Annotated in this window: 17 protein-coding genes, 1 tRNA gene and 2 pseudogenes; 13 read left to right on the forward strand and 7 right to left on the reverse strand. The window is 59.3% G+C overall.

Annotated features, from left to right (window positions below; all coding sequences use genetic code 11):
- Window positions 1-105: 105 nt before the first annotated feature.
- Window positions 106-1,131, reverse strand: a complete 1,026-nt coding sequence (locus tag P775_RS03625) for an RluA family pseudouridine synthase (RefSeq protein WP_099909687.1) — start codon at window positions 1,129-1,131, stop codon at window positions 106-108.
- Here P775_RS03625 and P775_RS03630 point away from each other — a divergent pair.
- Both P775_RS03630 and P775_RS03635 read left to right on the forward strand, forming a co-directional pair.
- Window positions 1,130-1,429 (forward strand): DUF6476 family protein, encoded by a 300-nt coding sequence (locus P775_RS03630; RefSeq protein ID WP_099909688.1) that lies wholly within the window; start codon window positions 1,130-1,132, stop codon window positions 1,427-1,429. The two genes, P775_RS03625 and P775_RS03630, sit on opposite strands and share 2 nt — an antisense overlap.
- 144 nt (window positions 1,430-1,573) lie before the next feature.
- Window positions 1,574-1,774 carry a DUF6324 family protein gene (locus P775_RS03635; protein ID WP_099909689.1) on the forward strand — a complete coding sequence of 67 codons (201 nt, stop codon included), beginning with the start codon at window positions 1,574-1,576 and terminating at the stop codon, window positions 1,772-1,774.
- Here the strand turns inward: P775_RS03635 and P775_RS03640 are convergent.
- Window positions 1,771-2,202, reverse strand: coding sequence for an MmcB family DNA repair protein (locus P775_RS03640; RefSeq protein WP_099909690.1), 432 nt, complete (start codon window positions 2,200-2,202; stop codon window positions 1,771-1,773). The two genes, P775_RS03635 and P775_RS03640, sit on opposite strands and share 4 nt — an antisense overlap.
- 139 nt (window positions 2,203-2,341) lie before the next feature.
- On the opposite strand from P775_RS03640, the gene P775_RS03645 reads away from it, so the two are divergent.
- The 4 genes from P775_RS03645 (at window position 2,342) to P775_RS03660 (ending at window position 6,438) form a co-directional block, all read left to right on the forward strand.
- Window positions 2,342-3,691 (forward strand): hypothetical protein, encoded by a 1,350-nt coding sequence (locus P775_RS03645; RefSeq protein WP_099909691.1) that lies wholly within the window; start codon window positions 2,342-2,344, stop codon window positions 3,689-3,691.
- A complete protein-coding gene (locus P775_RS03650; RefSeq protein ID WP_099909692.1) occupies window positions 3,691-4,434 on the forward strand; it encodes a COG3904 family protein in 744 nt (247 codons plus the stop codon). The genes P775_RS03645 and P775_RS03650 overlap by 1 nt, the downstream gene beginning before the upstream one ends.
- 766 nt (window positions 4,435-5,200) lie before the next feature.
- A complete protein-coding gene (locus P775_RS03655; protein ID WP_099909693.1) occupies window positions 5,201-5,743 on the forward strand; it encodes a sigma-70 family RNA polymerase sigma factor in 543 nt (180 codons plus the stop codon).
- The gene (locus tag P775_RS03660; protein WP_180287306.1) at window positions 5,740-6,438 is read left to right on the forward strand and encodes an anti-sigma factor; all 699 of its coding nucleotides are present in this window, start codon (window positions 5,740-5,742) and stop codon (window positions 6,436-6,438) included. The genes P775_RS03655 and P775_RS03660 overlap by 4 nt, the downstream gene beginning before the upstream one ends.
- Before the next feature lie 228 nt (window positions 6,439-6,666).
- Here P775_RS03660 and nusB read toward each other — a convergent pair whose 3' ends face one another.
- From nusB to rlmB, 4 genes are all read right to left on the reverse strand, one after another.
- On the reverse strand, window positions 6,667-7,149 hold the full coding sequence (gene nusB, locus P775_RS03665; protein ID WP_099909695.1) for a transcription antitermination factor NusB: 483 nt from the start codon (window positions 7,147-7,149) through the stop codon (window positions 6,667-6,669).
- Window positions 7,146-7,697 (reverse strand): 6,7-dimethyl-8-ribityllumazine synthase, encoded by a 552-nt coding sequence (locus P775_RS03670; protein WP_099909704.1) that lies wholly within the window; start codon window positions 7,695-7,697, stop codon window positions 7,146-7,148. Before P775_RS03670 ends, nusB begins: the two co-directional genes overlap by 4 nt.
- On the reverse strand, window positions 7,697-8,824 hold the full coding sequence (gene ribB, locus P775_RS03675) for a 3,4-dihydroxy-2-butanone-4-phosphate synthase (protein WP_099909696.1): 1,128 nt from the start codon (window positions 8,822-8,824) through the stop codon (window positions 7,697-7,699). Before ribB ends, P775_RS03670 begins: the two co-directional genes overlap by 1 nt.
- Before the next feature lie 257 nt (window positions 8,825-9,081).
- On the reverse strand, window positions 9,082-9,858 hold the full coding sequence (gene rlmB, locus P775_RS03680) for a 23S rRNA (guanosine(2251)-2'-O)-methyltransferase RlmB (RefSeq protein WP_099909705.1): 777 nt from the start codon (window positions 9,856-9,858) through the stop codon (window positions 9,082-9,084).
- Between the two features lie 136 nt (window positions 9,859-9,994).
- Here rlmB and P775_RS27885 point away from each other — a divergent pair.
- The 7 genes and pseudogenes from P775_RS27885 to P775_RS03710 all read left to right on the forward strand — a co-directional run bounded on the left by P775_RS27885 (window position 9,995) and on the right by P775_RS03710 (window position 16,129).
- A tRNA-Tyr gene (locus P775_RS27885) sits at window positions 9,995-10,078 on the forward strand.
- Between the two features lie 110 nt (window positions 10,079-10,188).
- Window positions 10,189-10,365: pseudogene (locus P775_RS03685) on the forward strand (IS5/IS1182 family transposase); the annotation flags it as partial.
- A gap of 273 nt (window positions 10,366-10,638) precedes the next feature.
- Entirely contained in the window at window positions 10,639-12,252 is a 1,614-nt protein-coding gene (locus tag P775_RS03690) for a peptide ABC transporter substrate-binding protein (protein ID WP_099909697.1), read from the forward strand.
- Between the two features lie 80 nt (window positions 12,253-12,332).
- Window positions 12,333-13,250: an oligopeptide ABC transporter permease OppB gene (oppB, locus tag P775_RS03695; protein WP_099909698.1), complete on the forward strand. Its 918-nt coding sequence runs from the start codon at window positions 12,333-12,335 to the stop codon at window positions 13,248-13,250.
- A gap of 1 nt (window position 13,251) precedes the next feature.
- On the forward strand, window positions 13,252-14,166 hold the full coding sequence (locus P775_RS03700; protein ID WP_099909699.1) for an ABC transporter permease subunit: 915 nt from the start codon (window positions 13,252-13,254) through the stop codon (window positions 14,164-14,166).
- Window positions 14,166-15,134 carry an oligopeptide/dipeptide ABC transporter ATP-binding protein gene (locus tag P775_RS03705; protein WP_099909700.1) on the forward strand — a complete coding sequence of 323 codons (969 nt, stop codon included), beginning with the start codon at window positions 14,166-14,168 and terminating at the stop codon, window positions 15,132-15,134. Before P775_RS03700 ends, P775_RS03705 begins: the two co-directional genes overlap by 1 nt.
- Window positions 15,131-16,129 carry an oligopeptide/dipeptide ABC transporter ATP-binding protein gene (locus P775_RS03710; protein ID WP_099909701.1) on the forward strand — a complete coding sequence of 333 codons (999 nt, stop codon included), beginning with the start codon at window positions 15,131-15,133 and terminating at the stop codon, window positions 16,127-16,129. Before P775_RS03705 ends, P775_RS03710 begins: the two co-directional genes overlap by 4 nt.
- Window positions 16,130-16,225: 96 nt before the next feature.
- On the opposite strand, the pseudogene tnpB reads toward P775_RS03710, so the two are convergent.
- A pseudogene (tnpB, locus tag P775_RS29695) lies at window positions 16,226-16,354 on the reverse strand (IS66 family insertion sequence element accessory protein TnpB); the annotation flags it as partial.
- Between the last annotated feature and the right edge of the window lie 69 nt (window positions 16,355-16,423).

The raw sequence follows: 16,423 nt of genomic DNA on the forward strand, positions 1-16,423 counted from the left end.
AAGCGCAGTTACGCGCCTTTCATTCATGGAAGGTTAACGCAAATACAGGCGATGTGGATCCCTCATGTCAGTGCCTTCACGCTCATGTGCTGTTTGTGTGAGGAGTCAACAGCGCAGGTGCGCCATCAGCGTTTCCATATCCTCAGGCAACGGTGCTTCGAACTGCATCCATTCCCCTATCACAGGATGTACAAAACCCAGTTCTGCCGCGTGCAGCGCCTGACGCGGAAAGTCATGCACAGCCTCTGCCGCCGCGACAGACACGGCTGATGCGGCCAGTTTGCGGCGTCCGCCATAGGTCGGATCACCGACCAAACCGTGGCCGATATGCGCCATATGCACCCGGATCTGGTGGGTGCGTCCGGTCTCCAGACGACATTCCAGCAAAGCCAATGTCGGGGGCGTGCCAAAACTTTCCAGCAAATGCGCGCGGGTCACCGCATGCCGACCCTGCCCAAAGAAAACCGCCTGTTTCTGCCGATCTGTACGGTGCCGCGCTAGCTGGGTGGTGACCTTGATCACAGCCCCTGGTTCGGCAGACACGCCGCGGATCCCGCGCAGACGCGGGTCGCCGGTATCAGGAACACCGTAACACAGGGCAAGATAGCTGCGCGCCGCCGTATGGGCCGCGAACTGAGCGGCAAGTCCGTGATGCGCGCGATCCGACTTTGCCACCACCAGAACGCCACTTGTGTCCTTGTCGATGCGGTGCACGATGCCGGGTCGCTTTTCACCACCTACGCCGGAAAGGTCATCGCCGAAATGATGCAGCAACGCATTCACCAGTGTGCCCGTTGGCGATCCCGGCGCAGGGTGCACCACCATCCCCGCCCGCTTGTTCACCACGATGAGGTCTGCATCCTCATAGATGATGTCCAAGGCGATCGCCTCGGGGGAGATGTGACTTTCTTCGGCTTCAGGCACGAGAATGTCGATCTCGTCCCCCTCAGCCACTTTGGCCTTGGGGTCCTCGATCACATCCGCTCCACGCGACACATGGCCGTCGCTGATCAGCCGGGCCAACCGGGTGCGTGACAGCGCCGCTTCCTCTGGCACATCACGCGCCAGAGCCTTATCAAGACGCGGCGGCGGTGCCGCACCTATCACCACCCGCAACATGTTGGACGCCATGACTGATACTCCCGAGCCGCCCCTACCCGAGCCGGCCAATCTGAAATTCCTGAGGTTGCTGGTCACAACGTTGACCGCCACCATGATTGTCGGGCTTCTAATCCTCATCTCGCTGATTGTCATCCGCTACCGTGATCAGTCCGCACCGCTACCAGAAACGATCAGCCTGCCCGACGGCGAAACCGCTACCGCCTTTACCCAAGGTCCAGATTGGTATGCAGTGGTGACGGCAAAAAACCAAATCCTGATTTTTGATCGCGCCACAGGCAAATTGCGCAGGACGATCAAGGTAGACTAATTCCCTCGACCAGATACCACTTGCGCTGATCACTGTCCTGCTTGCATTTCAATGGTCCGCAGCGTAGGAAATCGCCCTTGAAACAGACCGCTGCCAAGACGCCCGTACAGGCAGATGTGCAGCCCCCCGCCCCCGGAGCACGCCATGAGCATCAATACCGAACGCGACGTCGAAGCCAACCTGCAGATCGGACCCACCGATATTGGCATGGTGCGCCTCTTCATCCTGACCGACCAGATCGAGATCCCAATGGATTTCACCCCAGAAGAAGCCGAGGAAATCGCCGAGGAAATCCGCGCGGCCGCTGCAGCAGCCCGCAAGGTCAAGCCGCGCAGCAAACGTTAATAGGGCGTCAGGCCAAAGTCCGGATCCCTGAGCAATTGCAGCCGCCGCGCCGCTTGGGCTGCAAACTTGCGGATCAATGCATTTCGCCGCGACCCGGGCAACTTTTCCTCGGGCGCCATGCGCAAAACCTCGGCATCATAGGCGTCTGCGATGATAAGTCCGGTGCCATCCGGCAGCAGATCCGTGGGAAAGTCCTGATCAACCGCCCAGAAATACCGGTCACACCATTCCAGATAGCCCCGCCATTTCCCGTCGGTCATAAAATCGGCGCGCGATGATTTACATTCCACCACCCATATCTCACCGTTCGGACCAAGCGCCATCACATCAACCCGCTTGCCACGTTCAGGCGTGAATTCTTCGATCACGGCAAAACCTTGGCTTGCCAGATGGCGGCAGACTCCACGCGCCAGCAACTGGCCGGGCATTAATGGGGAATCAGTGTTTTGAGACATGGCTGAAAATATGAACAATGCGTGAACACATGCAACCCCGGGTCGGCAAAGTCTTCCATCAGCGCATCCGGACATTAGATTAAGTCGGACAAATGCACCCTGAGGAGCCGAAATGACCGATGAAATCAAGCTGACTTCGGCTCAGGCGCGCGGCGTGCGCTACGCCCGCGAACTCGAAGACCACCTCAGCTGGCTTGAGACGTTTTCTGGCACGGCGCTTGGCGTTCTGGCAGTCGCCTCGGGGATCTATACCTATCTTGGCGTTTCGACCCTGCTGGATGACACCGGCGCGATGTCCGTCTTTGCCGCCATCGCCTATTCCGTCGCCGTGTCTGTCGGGATATTTGTATTCTGGTCCTACCTCATGCGGCTGTTCCCCGCCGTCCGTTCGAAAGGTGCTAAGGCCGGATTGCTGGCGGCCATGGGCCTCGGCTCGCTCGCCATCATTGCAATGTCTTCCTGGCTCAATGCCGCAGCACTGGCTGGATCGGCTGCAGTCGAACAGCACCTTGCCAAGACCGTGCAGGATTATCAGGCCTCGCTTGAACGGGTTCATGAGGTTGCGCTGACGGGCCAGTCCTTGGAACGCGACGTGGCCCGAGTGCGCCAGAGCTTTGAGGATTTGTCGGAACAAGAAGCTGCAGGGTCTTTGTCCGGTCTTGCAGGGCGCGGCGCTGTGTTCCGTGTGCTGCGCCAGAAATCTGCAGAGCTTTCTGCGCTTGAAACGCAGATCGCGTCACAGACACCGCTGGTAGAACAGGCCTTTGCCCAAGGCAACACCATCCTGTCGCGGATGCGGGCGCTGACAGTCGAGCCCGGCCCGGTCGAGGCCAGATCGGTCGAATTTTCCGAATCCGCCGTCCAGCTGCAGGGTCTCATCGCCCAGATGCGCCAGCTTTCGGTTGCAGCTCTGGTGGAGCGCGCAGCACAGGATCTGGCGGCCTCGGTCGTCCTGCCAGAGCTCGATGGCAGCACAGAGGCGAACAGGGGGAATCAGGCCGCGACCATCACCTCGGTGCTCGAAGTTCTGGCGCAGCGCGCGACAACTCTGGAACGCGCCGCTCAGGATGTACTTGCCCTGCAACCGGCCGAAGAGGTCACTTATACGCCGATTTCCTCGGCGGATGCGGTTATCCTTTACGCGCGCAACTTCGTACCGTCCTGGGCTGGGGCGATCGCAATCGACCTGCTGCCCGCGGTGCTGGTCCTCATCCTTTCTGTAACGCAATCCGCAATCCGGTCGGGCCGCGAGGGTGTAGGGGTCGAGGATACCATGACCCTCGCCGAACTGCGCGCTGCCCTGCATGCCGTGCGCGACGTCGAAGAGGCGATCAATATCCGTGCCACCCCTGTCGCATCGGACATCGCCAGCACCCCCAAGCCTGCGCCGCCGCCGGATGCGAGCGCAGAGCATGCCCCCTATTCAGCCGAGATCCCCCGCCTGCCAGGAAAATCCGCCTGATGCGGGGCATTTCCGTCCCGCGCATCCTGACAGGGGCGCTGGTGGTCCAGCTGATCATCGGCGCGCTGCTGGTCTTGGGTGATGTGCGCGACGGCGGATTCCATCTGCCGGGGTTCGGCCCCGCCGCCCCGCGACTGACCGAGCCAGTGCGCCCGGGCGATCAGCGTCGCACCTTCAACCCCTCCCGTGACCGCCCACCTACGTCGCCACTTCGGGATGCAGGCACCCTTCCCGACAGGCTGACCCTGACGCAGGAGGACGGCAGCCTCTGGCGGCTTGAAGGCGGAATCGAACCCGGTGACGCCTCGCGCATCATCGCTCAAATCGATGCGGCAGAGCCTGCGATCCAAACACTGATCCTGCAAAGTCCCGGCGGTGCAGTCTCCGATGCGCTGGACCTGGGCCGCCACCTGCGTGCACAAGGACTCGCCACACGGATGCTGGACGGAGAATACTGTTATTCCGCATGCCCGTATATGCTGGCGGGCGGCGCCACCCGCGATATTGCAACAGGCGCATCCGTCGGGGTGCACCAACACTATTTTGGTCAAAATACACTGCTGCCCGCCTTTGTCGCGGTCGAGGATATCCAACGCGGTCAGGGCGAAGTGATGATCTATCTTCAGGAGATGGGCATCGACCCTCTGGTCATGCAGCACGCGCTGACCACGCCTTCGGATGAAATCTATGTTCTTTTACCCGAGGAACTGGAACAGTACGGCTTCATCCAGACCCAAGACTAGAGCGCAATCTTGAAAATCTTATTTGGATCTTTGATTCTAAGAGTTCAGCAAATGACTGCCGCTCATTGTCGTTCAGGGTCACTGGCCCGCATTTAGCATAAAAACTTTGAACGAATCTCGTTCTCCGCGTCACGCCCCCTTGTCGCAAGGCATCACACCTCCTATTTTGAATATCAGGCGGGTTTCTGCTCTTCTCGTTTATGGTTGCATTCCGGTGGCCTTAAGCAATTCCGAGGGAGTTGGCTCTGTCCGGATCCTGGTCCGGTTACCTGACGCCCACCTGTACATACAGGTCCTCGGGAATGAGATAACCACACGGTTGCTGCGGTTCCCGCCGCTGAAAAACGCCTCTTCCAGCCGGAAGAGGCGTTTTTGATGAGACGCCATTGTTACAGCTCACAGCGGCTGAACGGGCGGTTTCCCATCCAGTAAATCGCTGAACAATGCCTCGAGTTCGGCCCGGCTCACGGCAGAGACAGTCTCGGGTTCACATTTCTTCTCGCTTCTCACCTCGTTCGATCCAACGAACCGAGTAATCTCAGCCATGTAATTCCGCAGCATCGGTCTTAAGCCTTTTAAGTTTTGTTGTTACAACACATACGAACTCAGACAGCGACAGGTTTCAAATCAGGTCAAAAGAATCCGAACCTTCCTTGCAACAGTTTGAAAATCATCCCAAACATTCCTGACGTTTTCCCGGCCCCCCCCGCTAACTTTCGTCATTAAGCATCACGGGGCCCCTGTATTCGGACAAAGGATCACACCCTTGGCACAGCTCGTCGATATCGAAAGTCTGATCGCCCGCGTGGCCCTTGGCGACCGCAAGGCCTTCTCGACACTCTATGATCAGACCTCCGCGAAACTCTTTGGGGTCGCGCTGCGTGTCTTGAACAACAGGGCCAGCGCAGAAGATGTCCTGCAGGAGACGTATATGAAAATCTGGCGACGTGCGGACCGCTATGCCTCCAACGGGATGAGCCCGATGAGCTGGCTGATTGCGATTGCCCGCAACACGGCCATCGACAGGCTGCGCGCTACGCGTGACAGCGCGAATCTAGACGACGTATCAAATCACCTTGTTGCCAGCGGTCCCACGCCCGAACAATCCGTCGTCGCCGCAGGCGAAGCCGCGCGGATCACAGAATGCCTTGGCAAGTTGGAAGCGGAAAAAGGTCAGGCCGTCAGGGGAGCCTACCTACAAGGTCTGAGTTACGCTGAACTGGCGGAAAAATTCAGCGTGCCCCTGAACACAATGCGGACCTGGTTGCGGCGCAGCCTCATAAGCCTGAAGGAATGCATGGAACAATGACATCAACTTCAGACACTCCAGAGGATGGGATCCTTGCCGCGGAATACGTCCTGCGTCTACTTTCTCCGGCCGAGGAAGCCGCATTCGAGGCGCGACTCACGCTTGAGACACACCTGATGGACTATGTAGCGTTCTGGGCAAGCAGGCTGTCCGGCCTCAATGACGAAATCGCCGAGACGACGCCGCCCAGCCGGACACGCAGACAACTGATGGCCCGCCTGTTCGGGCCAATAGAACCTCTTTCGTTCTGGCAGCGGGCCAGTCTGTGGCAGGGCCTCAGCTTTGCGTCTATCGTCCTTTCGGGGTTTCTGGCCCTGCAGATGCTGCAAATCCCCGAACCGACACTTCCCGCCGGGCCAAAAGCCCTGCTGATCAGCGAAATCTCGGCAGAGGATCAGTCCCTGCGCGTGCTTGCGATTTACAAGGCAAATACAAACCACCTTGAGATCGCCAGAACCGCCGGACAGGCAGCACCGGGCCGGGTTCTAGAGCTTTGGGCGATCGCCGAGGGTGCAGCGCCGGTATCTCTGGGTGTTCTGCCGGAGGGGGCAAACACCTCTGTCATCTTGCCAGAGGGTATGAGCGCCCAGCTTGCCAGCCTGACACTTGCCATCTCAGACGAACCGCCGGGTGGTTCGAACACCGGTGCACCGACAGGCGCTGTTCTGGCTGTTGGCCAAGTGAGCGAGCTTTAGCTAGCGATAAGCCAGAAGGAGCAACTCACAATATCCAAATCTTAAAAAAGAAACGCGCCGGAAAAGCGGCGTGCTTCTGCATTTAAATGAGCGTCAAACTAAGTTCAGCACCCTGTGACATGTTGAGCGGCATTCGAGCGACCTGATCCGGAAACTCCGCTGGCGTAAACCCACCTGCTTAGCATAATCTAGGTCTTAAAGCCGCATACGAGCGGGCTTAAACCCCATTTAGAAAGCTTCGGGCCGTGCCTCGCGCGCCATGTGATCAAGGACCGCGTTCACAAAGCTGGGTTCCTTGCCTTCGGGGTAAAAGGCACCAGCAATGTCGACGAATTCCTTGATGATCACACGCGGCGGGGTATCTGAATTGACCAGCTCGGCACCTGCGGCGCGAAACAGCGCGCGCAAGGTCGGATCTATCCGGGCGATCGCCCATCTCGCAACAATCGCACGGTCGGCCATCTGGTCGATCTTGCCCTGCCAAGCCACAGCATCCTCAAGGATCTTGGTGAAAAGGTCGACATCCCCTTCCATCATCTCGTCCCCCTCATAGATCGCGCCAAAGCGGTGATCCAGAAATTCGAGCCGCACCTGATCGACGGTCAGACTGGAATGCTCCATCTGGAACAGCGCCTGCACAGCATAGAGCCGGGCTGCCGATTTCATCTTGCGCTTCATGTTGCCCGAGGGGGCAGTGGCTGGCGTGGTCATGCGGAGGTCTTGCCCTTGCTGCTGGCAGCGATCTGATATTCGTCCCGGACAGGTTTGAACCCCACTCCTTCGCGCTGGCCGCCCCACTTACGGCTGAGCGCGATCAGATGCAAGGCCGCAGCAGCAGCGCCGCCACCCTTGTTCTGGCCGGTGGCTTCGGCACGCGCCTCAGCCTGTGCCGTATTCTCCACCGTGAGGATGCCATTGCCGATGCAAAGCCCCTGCAGACCCAGCAGGGCCAGTCCACGGGATGAATCGTTGCACACGGTGTCATAATGCGTCGTCTCACCGCGGATGATGCAACCCAGCGCGACATAGCCGTCAAAGTTGCTCAGACGTTCGGCGATACCGACTGCGGTGGGCACTTCCAGCGCGCCGGGCACCTCAACCGTCTCATGTGTTCCGCCAGAAGCCTCGATTTCGGCGCGTGCACCGGCCAGCAGCTGGTCGGCGATATCGCGGTAATAAGGCGCGACAACGATCAGAAGCTTCACCGGCTTTTCGAACTCTGCCCGAGGCAGGGTGTAATGTGTTTCGCTAGACGCCATCATCCAAGCTCCGAAATTTTCTGAGTTCCCACGATTTCAAGGCCATAGGCCTCAAGCCCGACAATCTTGGGTGTCGGGGAGTTGGTCAGCAGCGTCAGCCTCGACAGACCCAAAGAGGACAGGATCTGCGCGCCCAGCCCGTATTGGCGCAACGTCTTGGGCGAAACTTCGTCGCTGACATCCAGCTTCATCGATGTGTCGCGCAGCAGCACGACCACACCGCGACCAGCCTTAGCCACCGCTTCCATCGCGTGATGAAATTCACCCGCACGCCCCTTTGGCCCGGCACCGACGATGTCCAACATCGGATCCATCGCATGCATCCTCACCAGAACTGGCGCGTCACCTGTCAGATCACCCTTGGTCAGTACGATATGTTCGTCCCCGTGGGTTTCATCCGTATAGATCCGCATGTTCCAGTCACCGCCGAATTCGCTGGCAATGACCTCCTCCTTGCGCACCCGGACAAGATTGTCGTTGCGGCGACGGTAGGAGATCAGATCACTGATCGTCCCGATCTTAAGCCCGTGCCGCTGCGCAAAGGCCACCAGTTCAGGCAGCCGGGACATGGTACCGTCTTCGTTCATGATTTCGCAGATTACGCCGGACGGGTTCAGCCCGGCCAAACGGGCCACATCCACCGCGGCCTCGGTATGACCGGCACGCACCAGCACGCCGCCATCCTTGGCTCGCAGCGGGAACACGTGTCCCGGCGTCGCTATATCCTGTTCGCCTTTGGACGCATCGATCGCCACGGAAATGGTCCGGGCCCGGTCAGCCGCAGAAATACCAGTTGTGACCCCTTCGCGGGCTTCAATGGAGGTGGTGAAAGCGGTTTCATGGCGCGACGAATTATTGGTCGACATGAGCTTCAGGCCCAACTGCTCGACCCTGCCGGCGGTCATGGCAAGACAGATCAGCCCGCGGCCATAGAGCGCCATGAAATTGACCGCATCCGGCGTTGCCCATTGGGCGGGGATCACCAGATCGCCTTCGTTCTCGCGGTCTTCATGGTCGACCAGAATAAACATGCGCCCGTTGCGCGCATCTTCGATGATCTCCTCGACAGTGGAAATCGCGTCTTTCCAGTCCATTTCGACCGTACCTGGGGTTTCGTAATCCGCCATGGGACCTCCGCAATTTTCGCCGCCAAATGCGCGGCCAGTGGTTAGGCCCGCAGATAAGCCACGAAAGCGCATTTGACCAGAGCGACCTGACGCAGCGGTTTACCCCGGTCCGGGCTGCATGACCAATTACCGCACGGCGGCAGATGTCCTAAACCGCACGGCGGCAGATGTCCTAAGACGTCACTCCCAGTTCCAAAGCCGGCGCGGCGCGGTCGCCTGAATCGTGTAGGCAGGCCAAGGCCCGCAGACATGACAGCTCAGCCGCGCGCCGCGTAAAGCGACACAGCTGCTGCGTTCGAGACATTGAGAGAGCCAAAATCACCGGCAAAATCGATCCGAACCAAAGCGTCACAGGTTTCTTTTGTCTTCTGGCGTAGGCCAGGCCCTTCTGCACCCAAGACCAGCGCGACGGCACGGTCACGCCGCCCCTCAAGCGCGGCCTCGATGGTCTGATCGGCCTCACCGTCCAGTCCAACGACGAAATAGCCCATCGCCTTGAGCCGCTCCATCGTCTCGGCCAGATTGCGCTCTCGCAGATAGGGCTGACGTTCAAGCGCGCCGCTGGCGGTCTTCGCGAGCGCCCCCGTTTCAGGCGCGCTGTGATGCAGCGTACCGATCACCGCACAGGCGCCGAAGACCTCGGCCGAGCGCAGGATCGCGCCGACGTTGTGCGGATCGGTAACGCGGTCCAGCAGCAGAATACGCGGCGGACGCGTGCCGTCCCCCAAAGCAACGTCTTCCAGACGACCCCAGTTCAGCGCTTTCACCTCAAGCGCGGCGCCCTGGTGAACAGACTGAGGATCCAGCGGCGCAGAAAACCGGCGTGGATCATTGATCTCGGCTTCGATTCCTGCGAACGAAATCGCATCCTCCAGCTTGTTCTGCGCATTCAGCGTGACGACCAGCCGAAGCTTTTCACGTTTCGGGTTCATCAGCGCATCGCGCACCGCATGCAGGCCGAAGAGCCAAACTGTCTCCGCAGCTGACGCCTTGCGCGACTGTTCTTTTTCGACGACCCATTTGGGTTTCTTCATCATGTTCCAGCCCTTTTCGAGATGCGCGCGACCATGGGCAAAGCAGACTGCGTCCGCAAGGGATTTTCCAGTTGACGCCAGTTTTATGCGCGGTTAATCACCCCCTCACGTTGAGGCGCCGCGGTGCTTCGACAGTGGGCGACAGGCCGCAAGGTGTGGCAGGGGACTGTAACTCCCTCGCGGAGACGCACGCCAGGTTCGATTCCTGGGTCGCCCACCATTTCACTCCAAAGCAGTACGTTGATGGCTGTTTCGTTCAAGTGCGCCATCAAGGTGCGACACTGATCATGCACTTTGCGTCCAATCTCGGGCAATGCCCGGCACAACGCCAAGGCATTATGGAAGCGCTGGACCGGGCACCACGTCCGAAGCCGGATCGAAGCGAAGATGCAATGCGTCGAGGCCTTCGGTGAACGCATCGCCGAGAGAGACCCCGACCCCTGGACCGCAGAAATCCAGTTCCGCGTCGCACTGATATACAGCTTCAACGCACTCGGCACTGCCTAGATCGTTCACGTGCCATGACGTCAGTGCGGAAAGGGCAAGGATCGCCCCAGGCAAAAGTTCTGCAATGGTGCCTGAGCACACAGTAAATTTAGCCTTTGCAAAGCCCCACGTACCGCGCCCAACGTAGTCGACAATCAAAGCCTCGCGAAGGACCAATCATCGTAATGGTTCAGTTTACCGCCAAGTCATCATTGCATGTGTAGCTGCCTTTACGTTCAAATGGTGCAAAGTTGAGTCGAAAATGACCAAATTTCAACTTTGGGGAGAATCTTCATGAACGTTACCAGGACACTTGCATCATCCGTACTGGCCTTGAGTCTGGCGTGGCAGGCACAGGCCGCCAATGTGCCAGACGGCGTGACGCTGGCCGAGAACCAGACCTATACCTTCTGGCTGCTTGACGCGATAAAGTCGATGGATCCTCAGATCAACACGGATGCCGAAGGGTCGGACGTGCTGCGCAACCTGTTCGAAGGCCTCTATAACGAAGATGAAAAAGGAGGGCTGGTCCCCGGCGTCGCGCTGGAACATGAGGTTTCCGAGGACGGAAAGACCTACACCTTCAAGCTGCGTGACAACGCAAAATGGTCGGACGGCGCCCCTGTGACGGCAAATGATTTCGTCTATGCTTGGCGCCGTCTGGCCGATCCTGCCACCGCTTCTGAATACGCCTGGTACATGGAGCTGATGCAGGTCGAAAACGCCTCGGCTGTGGTTGCAGGTGACATGGCGCCTGACGAGCTGGGCGTAAAGGCCGTTGATGAGCATACGCTTGAGGTCAAGATCGACGCGCCGATGCCCTATTTCCCGCAGATGCTGGTCCATGCGTCGACTTTTCCGGTCCCGCAATCGGTGATTGATGCGAATGGTGACAACTGGACCCGTGCCGGCACTCTGGTCGGTAACGGAGCTTACACTCTGGTTGAGCACCAGCTTGGCGAACGCGTCGTGATGGAAAAGAACGACACCTATTGGGATGCCGAACATACGGTTCTGCAAACCGTGATCGCGCTGACCATTAACGACGTCAATCAGGGCCTGACCCGGTACATGGCGGGCGAACTTGACCGTGTGGATATGCCCGCGGGTCAGTATCCCCGGATGGAAAAGGAATACCCCGATCAGGCAACCTCAGTGCCTTACAACTGTTCCTATATCTACATGCTGAACGTCGGAGAGAAGGGCCCCGAGGCGTTGAAGGATGTGCGTGTGCGCAAAGCGCTGAGCTATGCCATCGACCGGGACATCATCGTCGACAAGATCCTGCAGGGCGGACAGCACCCGTCGTATAACTGGACCCATTGGGCAACGGCAGGCTTCGAGATTCCCGATATCGAATACGCAGATTGGACCCAGCCAGAGCGACTGGAAAAGGCCAAGGAGCTGCTGACCGAGGCAGGGTATGGCCCCGACAAACCGCTATCGCTGCGGCTTCAGTACAACACCTCAGAGGATCACAAGAAGATCGCCATCGCTGCGTCGCAGATGCTGAAGCAGATTGGCGTGAACCTGACCTTGGACAACTACGAATGGAAGGTACACACCGACCGCATGCAGAGCCAGGACTTCGATATGGCGCGCTACGCCTGGTGTGGCGATTACAACGAGGCCTCGACCTATCTGGATCTGATGGCATCCTATTCGGGTCACAACAACGGCGAGTTCTTCAACGACGACTATGACGCCGTGATCAAGGATTCAAAAACTGCCGAAGATCCGCTGCCGCTCTACCAGAAGGCCGAGATGATCCTGGCAGATGAGATGCCGATCATCCCCCTCTATCACTACGCCAAGGTCTTCATGCTGAAAGAAGACATCAAGGGCTGGCCTCTGGATAACCTCAACCAGAGCTGGTACGCCAAAGACCTGTATCGCGTCGCCGAGTGACGCCGCTGCAGAGCCGGATCGTTCCTGATGGTCCGGTTCTGCACACAATAGCTTCATCGATTTTCCAAGGGGGCTGACGTTTGTTCAGTTACATTCTCAAACGCATCGCGATCGCGATCCCCACCCTGCTTGTGTTGATCGTGATCTCTTTTGTGCTGATGCACGCAGCCCCCGGTGGGCCGTTCACTGCCGAGCGTGAACTGCCGCCCGAGGTGATGGCGAACCTCAACGCCAAATATGGTCTTGATGATCCACTGTGGAAACAGATCGGCACCTATGTCTGGAACATCGTCAGTGCCTTCGATTTCGGGCCAAGCTTTGTCTACAAGGATCGGACGGTGAACGAGATCATCGCCCAGGGCTTTCCGATCACTCTGACCTATGGGCTGATATCCTTTGTCTTGGCCGTTCTGGTTGGGGTCACGCTGGGCGTCGCCGCAGCCATCCGGCACAACTCCATGCTCGACTACATCGCCGTCGGCATGTCGATCGGGGCGCAGGTGCTGCCCAATTTTGTGATGGCCCCCATCCTCGTGCTGGTCTTCACCCTGTGGCTTGGCTGGTTGCCGGGCGGCGGTTGGCAGGGGCCGGAATACTGGATCTTACCGGTGATCGCACTTTCGACGTCTTTCATGGCATCCATCGCGCGCATCACGCGATCTTCGATGCTCGAAGTGTTGACGTCGAACCACATCCGCACCGCCCGCGCCAAGGGCCTGCCAGAGCGGCGGGTCATCCTGCGCCATGCACTTAAGCCTGCGATGCTGCCGGTGATTTCCTATCTCGGCCCGGCCTTTGTGGCGATGATCACCGGATCGGTCGTTGTGGACATCTACTTTTCCACCGGTGGCATCGGCAAGGCCTTCGTCGACAGCGCGCTGAACCGGGATTACGCCGTTATGATGGGTGTGACGATCCTGGTGGGCGCCCTGACCATCTTTTTCAACCTCGTGGTCGATATCCTTTACGGATGGATCGACCCCAAGATCAGGTACTGACATGGTGTCCACCAGAGAAAACACTGTCTCAGCACAAGCTCTGCCGGCCAAGGGCCGTTCGCCCTGGGCAGATGCACGCCGCCGCTTTTTCCGCAACAAGGCCGCGATGATGGGTCTGGTGATCCTGGTCTTTGTGGCGCTCTTTGCGATCTTTGGCGGATACGCCGCGCAGTGGTCGAATGAAGAACTGGATTACAACGTCATGGGGCAGGTGGCTGAACTGGGCGGCCCGTCTTTCGAGACAGGACATTATTTCGGCACCGACGATCTGGGGCGCGACCTGTTCGCGCGCACCGTGCAGGGCACACAGATCAGCCTGGCCGTGGGTGTTGTCGGCGCAATCATCGCCTGCGTCGTCGGAACGCTTTACGGTGCAACGGCAGGCTATGCCGGCGGGCGCATTGACGGCCTCATGATGCGGCTGGTCGATATCTTCATGGCTGTGCCCTACATGTTTGTGCTGATCCTGCTGCTGGTCATGTATGGCCGCTCCATCACCATCCTGTTTGTGGGCATCGGACTGATCTCCTGGATGGAAATGGCGCGGATCGTGCGCGGCCAGACGCTCAGCCTCAAGGGCCGCGAATTTGTCGAGGCGGCGCGCGCCACGGGTGTCGCCGCACCTGTCATCATCCTGCGCCATATCGTGCCAAATCTGATGGGCGTGATCGCTGTCTATGTCACGCTCCTGGTGCCGCTGATGATCCTGACAGAAAGCTTCATTTCCTTCCTCGGCCTCGGGATTCAGGAGCCGCTGACATCGCTTGGCGCACTGATTTCCGAAGGCGCCGGAACCATCGCTTATGGCACCACTTGGCAGCTGGGTTTCCCGCTGCTGTTCTTCTGCCTCACCCTGTTCGGCTTCTTCTTCGTGGGCGACGGCCTGCGAGATGCGCTCGACCCCAAGGATCGCTGATGCCTCTTTTGCAGATCAAGGACCTGTCTGTCACCTTTGACGGTGACGACGGCACCGTTCACGCCGTAAACAACCTGTCGCTGTCCATCGACAAAGGACAGACGCTGGGGATTGTCGGCGAAAGCGGATCGGGAAAATCACAGACCGCCTTTTCCATAATGGGGCTTCTGGCGAAAAACGGGCGCACCGACGGATCCATCCTGTTCGACGGGCAGGAAATCCTCGGGGCCAGCACCAAGGTGCTCAACACTTTGCGTGCGCGGCGCATCGCGATGATTTTTCAGGATCCGATGACCTCGCTCAATCCCTACATGCGCATCTCTGAACAGATGACAGAGGTTCTGACCCTCCACAACGGCATGTCCAAACGCGACGCGCTCACGGAATGCACGCGCATGTTGGATGCGGTGAAAATTCCGGCAGCCAAAGAACGCATCCGCCTCTATCCGCACGAGTTTTCCGGCGGGATGCGCCAGCGCGTGATGATCGCCATGTCGCTGTTGTGCAAACCCGACCTGCTGATCGCGGATGAACCGACAACTGCGCTCGACGTCACGGTACAGGCGCAGATCATGGATCTGCTGTCTGATCTGCAGCGCGAATTCGGCATGGCGACGATCCTTATCACCCATGATCTGGGCGTGGTCGCGGGCTTCTGCGAACAGGTGCTGGTCATGTATGGGGGCCGCGTAATGGAACAGGCGCCAACCGACCCGCTGTTCGCGCAACCAAGTCATCCCTACACCCGCGGCCTGCTGGCGGCTGTGCCCCGCGTCGATGACGATGACGCGATCATGAAATCCATTCCGGGCAATCCACCCAACATGGCCGATCCGCCCGAAGGCTGCCCGTTCCGCCCCCGCTGCACCTTTGCCGGCGAAGATTGTCGCACCATGCCGCCGCTTGCCCTCTTTGCAGGCGACCGCGCGCGTGCCTGCCGCCGTCCGATCGAGGAGCTTACCGCATGAGCCCGCTTCTGTCTGTCCGCGACCTCAGCGTGACCTTTCCCATCACCCGTGCAGGCGACATGCCATGGACCGCCCCGCGAGAGCTGCGCGCGGTCAAAGACGTCAGCTTCGATCTCGAAGCAGGTCAGACGCTTGGCGTCGTCGGGGAATCCGGCTGCGGCAAATCCACAATGGCGCGCGGCCTGATCCAGATGGTGCCAGCCCGCGGCACCGTGATGTGGCGGGGTGAGACCAATCTGCTGTCCTTGTCGCCGCGCCGGATGAAGCCATTCCGGTCGGAAATCCAGATGGTGTTCCAGGACCCGCTCGCCTCGCTCAACCCGCGCATGACCCTGGGCCAGATCATTGCCGAACCCCTGCGCACCCACCGCCCCGATGTGTCCCCGACCGAGCGGCGCCGGCGCGTGGCGCAGATGATGGAACGGGTCGGCCTGCTGCCGCAGATGATCAACCGCTATCCGCACGAATTCTCTGGCGGTCAGTGCCAGCGCATCGGCATCGCACGGGCGCTGATCGTCGAGCCAAAGCTGCTGATCTGCGACGAACCCGTCTCGGCGCTGGATGTCTCGATCCAGGCGCAGGTGATCGAGCTGTTGAAGGAACTTCAGAGAGATCTTGGCCTCGCGATGATATTCATCGCCCATGACCTCAGTGTGGTGAAGAACATCTCGCATGATGTCATGGTGCTGTATCTGGGCCGTGTAATGGAAAAGGCGCCCAAGAAAGAGCTCTACGCCCTGCCCAAGCACCCTTATACGCAGGCGCTGCTGTCCGCCGTACCGGTGCCCGACCCGGTGGCGGAACGCGCAAAAAAGATCATCCCCCTGACCGGGGACATGCCGTCCCCCATGGCCCCTCCATCGGGTTGCGTGTTCCGTACACGCTGCGTCAGGGCGACCGAAGAATGCACGCACACCATCCCCTTGCCCGAGGGAGGCGCCCACAGCGTCGCGTGCCTGCATCCTGGGCCTGTCCGTGATCACGAACTGACCTGACCGCGCGAAAAGGTAGCGACTGAATATGAAAATAACCGGAAAGTTTAATCCAGCAGGAGCCCACGGGCGCTTCAATTGCTCATCGCCTGTCCCGTCCCAGTAGAGCAGCTTCAGCCGGTCAACCCACGTCGAGAGGGACAAAAACACGGTGCCGGTAAACGGTTCCTTGCGCAGTTCATCATTCACCAACACCGCCAACCCGCCATGCCCCTCGCAGAATCCCACCGGTTTGGTCGTGACGTTGCCCCCTGCAGCTAATCCAGTTTGAGATAGACTCTGGCCCAACCGAAAGGA

Source organism: Puniceibacterium antarcticum (assembly GCF_002760615.1).
Classification (GTDB): Bacteria; Pseudomonadota; Alphaproteobacteria; order Rhodobacterales; family Rhodobacteraceae; genus Puniceibacterium; species Puniceibacterium antarcticum.

What these genes read in the sequence shown, in the direction of transcription:
- P775_RS03670 (WP_099909704.1), bottom strand. Translation starts at nt 7,697, where the DNA reads ATGGCGTCTAGCGAAACACATTACACCCTGCCTCGGGCAGAGTTCGAA.
- P775_RS03630 (WP_099909688.1), top strand. Translation starts at nt 1,130, where the DNA reads ATGACTGATACTCCCGAGCCGCCCCTACCCGAGCCGGCCAATCTGAAA.
- P775_RS03710 (WP_099909701.1), top strand. Translation starts at nt 15,131, where the DNA reads ATGAGCCCGCTTCTGTCTGTCCGCGACCTCAGCGTGACCTTTCCCATC.
- P775_RS03645 (WP_099909691.1), top strand. Translation starts at nt 2,342, where the DNA reads ATGACCGATGAAATCAAGCTGACTTCGGCTCAGGCGCGCGGCGTGCGC.
- nusB (WP_099909695.1), bottom strand. Translation starts at nt 7,149, where the DNA reads ATGACCACGCCAGCCACTGCCCCCTCGGGCAACATGAAGCGCAAGATG.
- rlmB (WP_099909705.1), bottom strand. Translation starts at nt 9,858, where the DNA reads ATGAAGAAACCCAAATGGGTCGTCGAAAAAGAACAGTCGCGCAAGGCG.
- P775_RS03640 (WP_099909690.1), bottom strand. Translation starts at nt 2,202, where the DNA reads ATGCCCGGCCAGTTGCTGGCGCGTGGAGTCTGCCGCCATCTGGCAAGC.
- ribB (WP_099909696.1), bottom strand. Translation starts at nt 8,824, where the DNA reads ATGGCGGATTACGAAACCCCAGGTACGGTCGAAATGGACTGGAAAGAC.
- P775_RS03625 (WP_099909687.1), bottom strand. Translation starts at nt 1,131, where the DNA reads ATGGCGTCCAACATGTTGCGGGTGGTGATAGGTGCGGCACCGCCGCCG.
- P775_RS03635 (WP_099909689.1), top strand. Translation starts at nt 1,574, where the DNA reads ATGAGCATCAATACCGAACGCGACGTCGAAGCCAACCTGCAGATCGGA.
- P775_RS03705 (WP_099909700.1), top strand. Translation starts at nt 14,166, where the DNA reads ATGCCTCTTTTGCAGATCAAGGACCTGTCTGTCACCTTTGACGGTGAC.
- P775_RS03660 (WP_180287306.1), top strand. Translation starts at nt 5,740, where the DNA reads ATGACATCAACTTCAGACACTCCAGAGGATGGGATCCTTGCCGCGGAA.
- P775_RS03650 (WP_099909692.1), top strand. Translation starts at nt 3,691, where the DNA reads ATGCGGGGCATTTCCGTCCCGCGCATCCTGACAGGGGCGCTGGTGGTC.
- P775_RS03690 (WP_099909697.1), top strand. Translation starts at nt 10,639, where the DNA reads ATGAACGTTACCAGGACACTTGCATCATCCGTACTGGCCTTGAGTCTG.
- P775_RS03700 (WP_099909699.1), top strand. Translation starts at nt 13,252, where the DNA reads ATGGTGTCCACCAGAGAAAACACTGTCTCAGCACAAGCTCTGCCGGCC.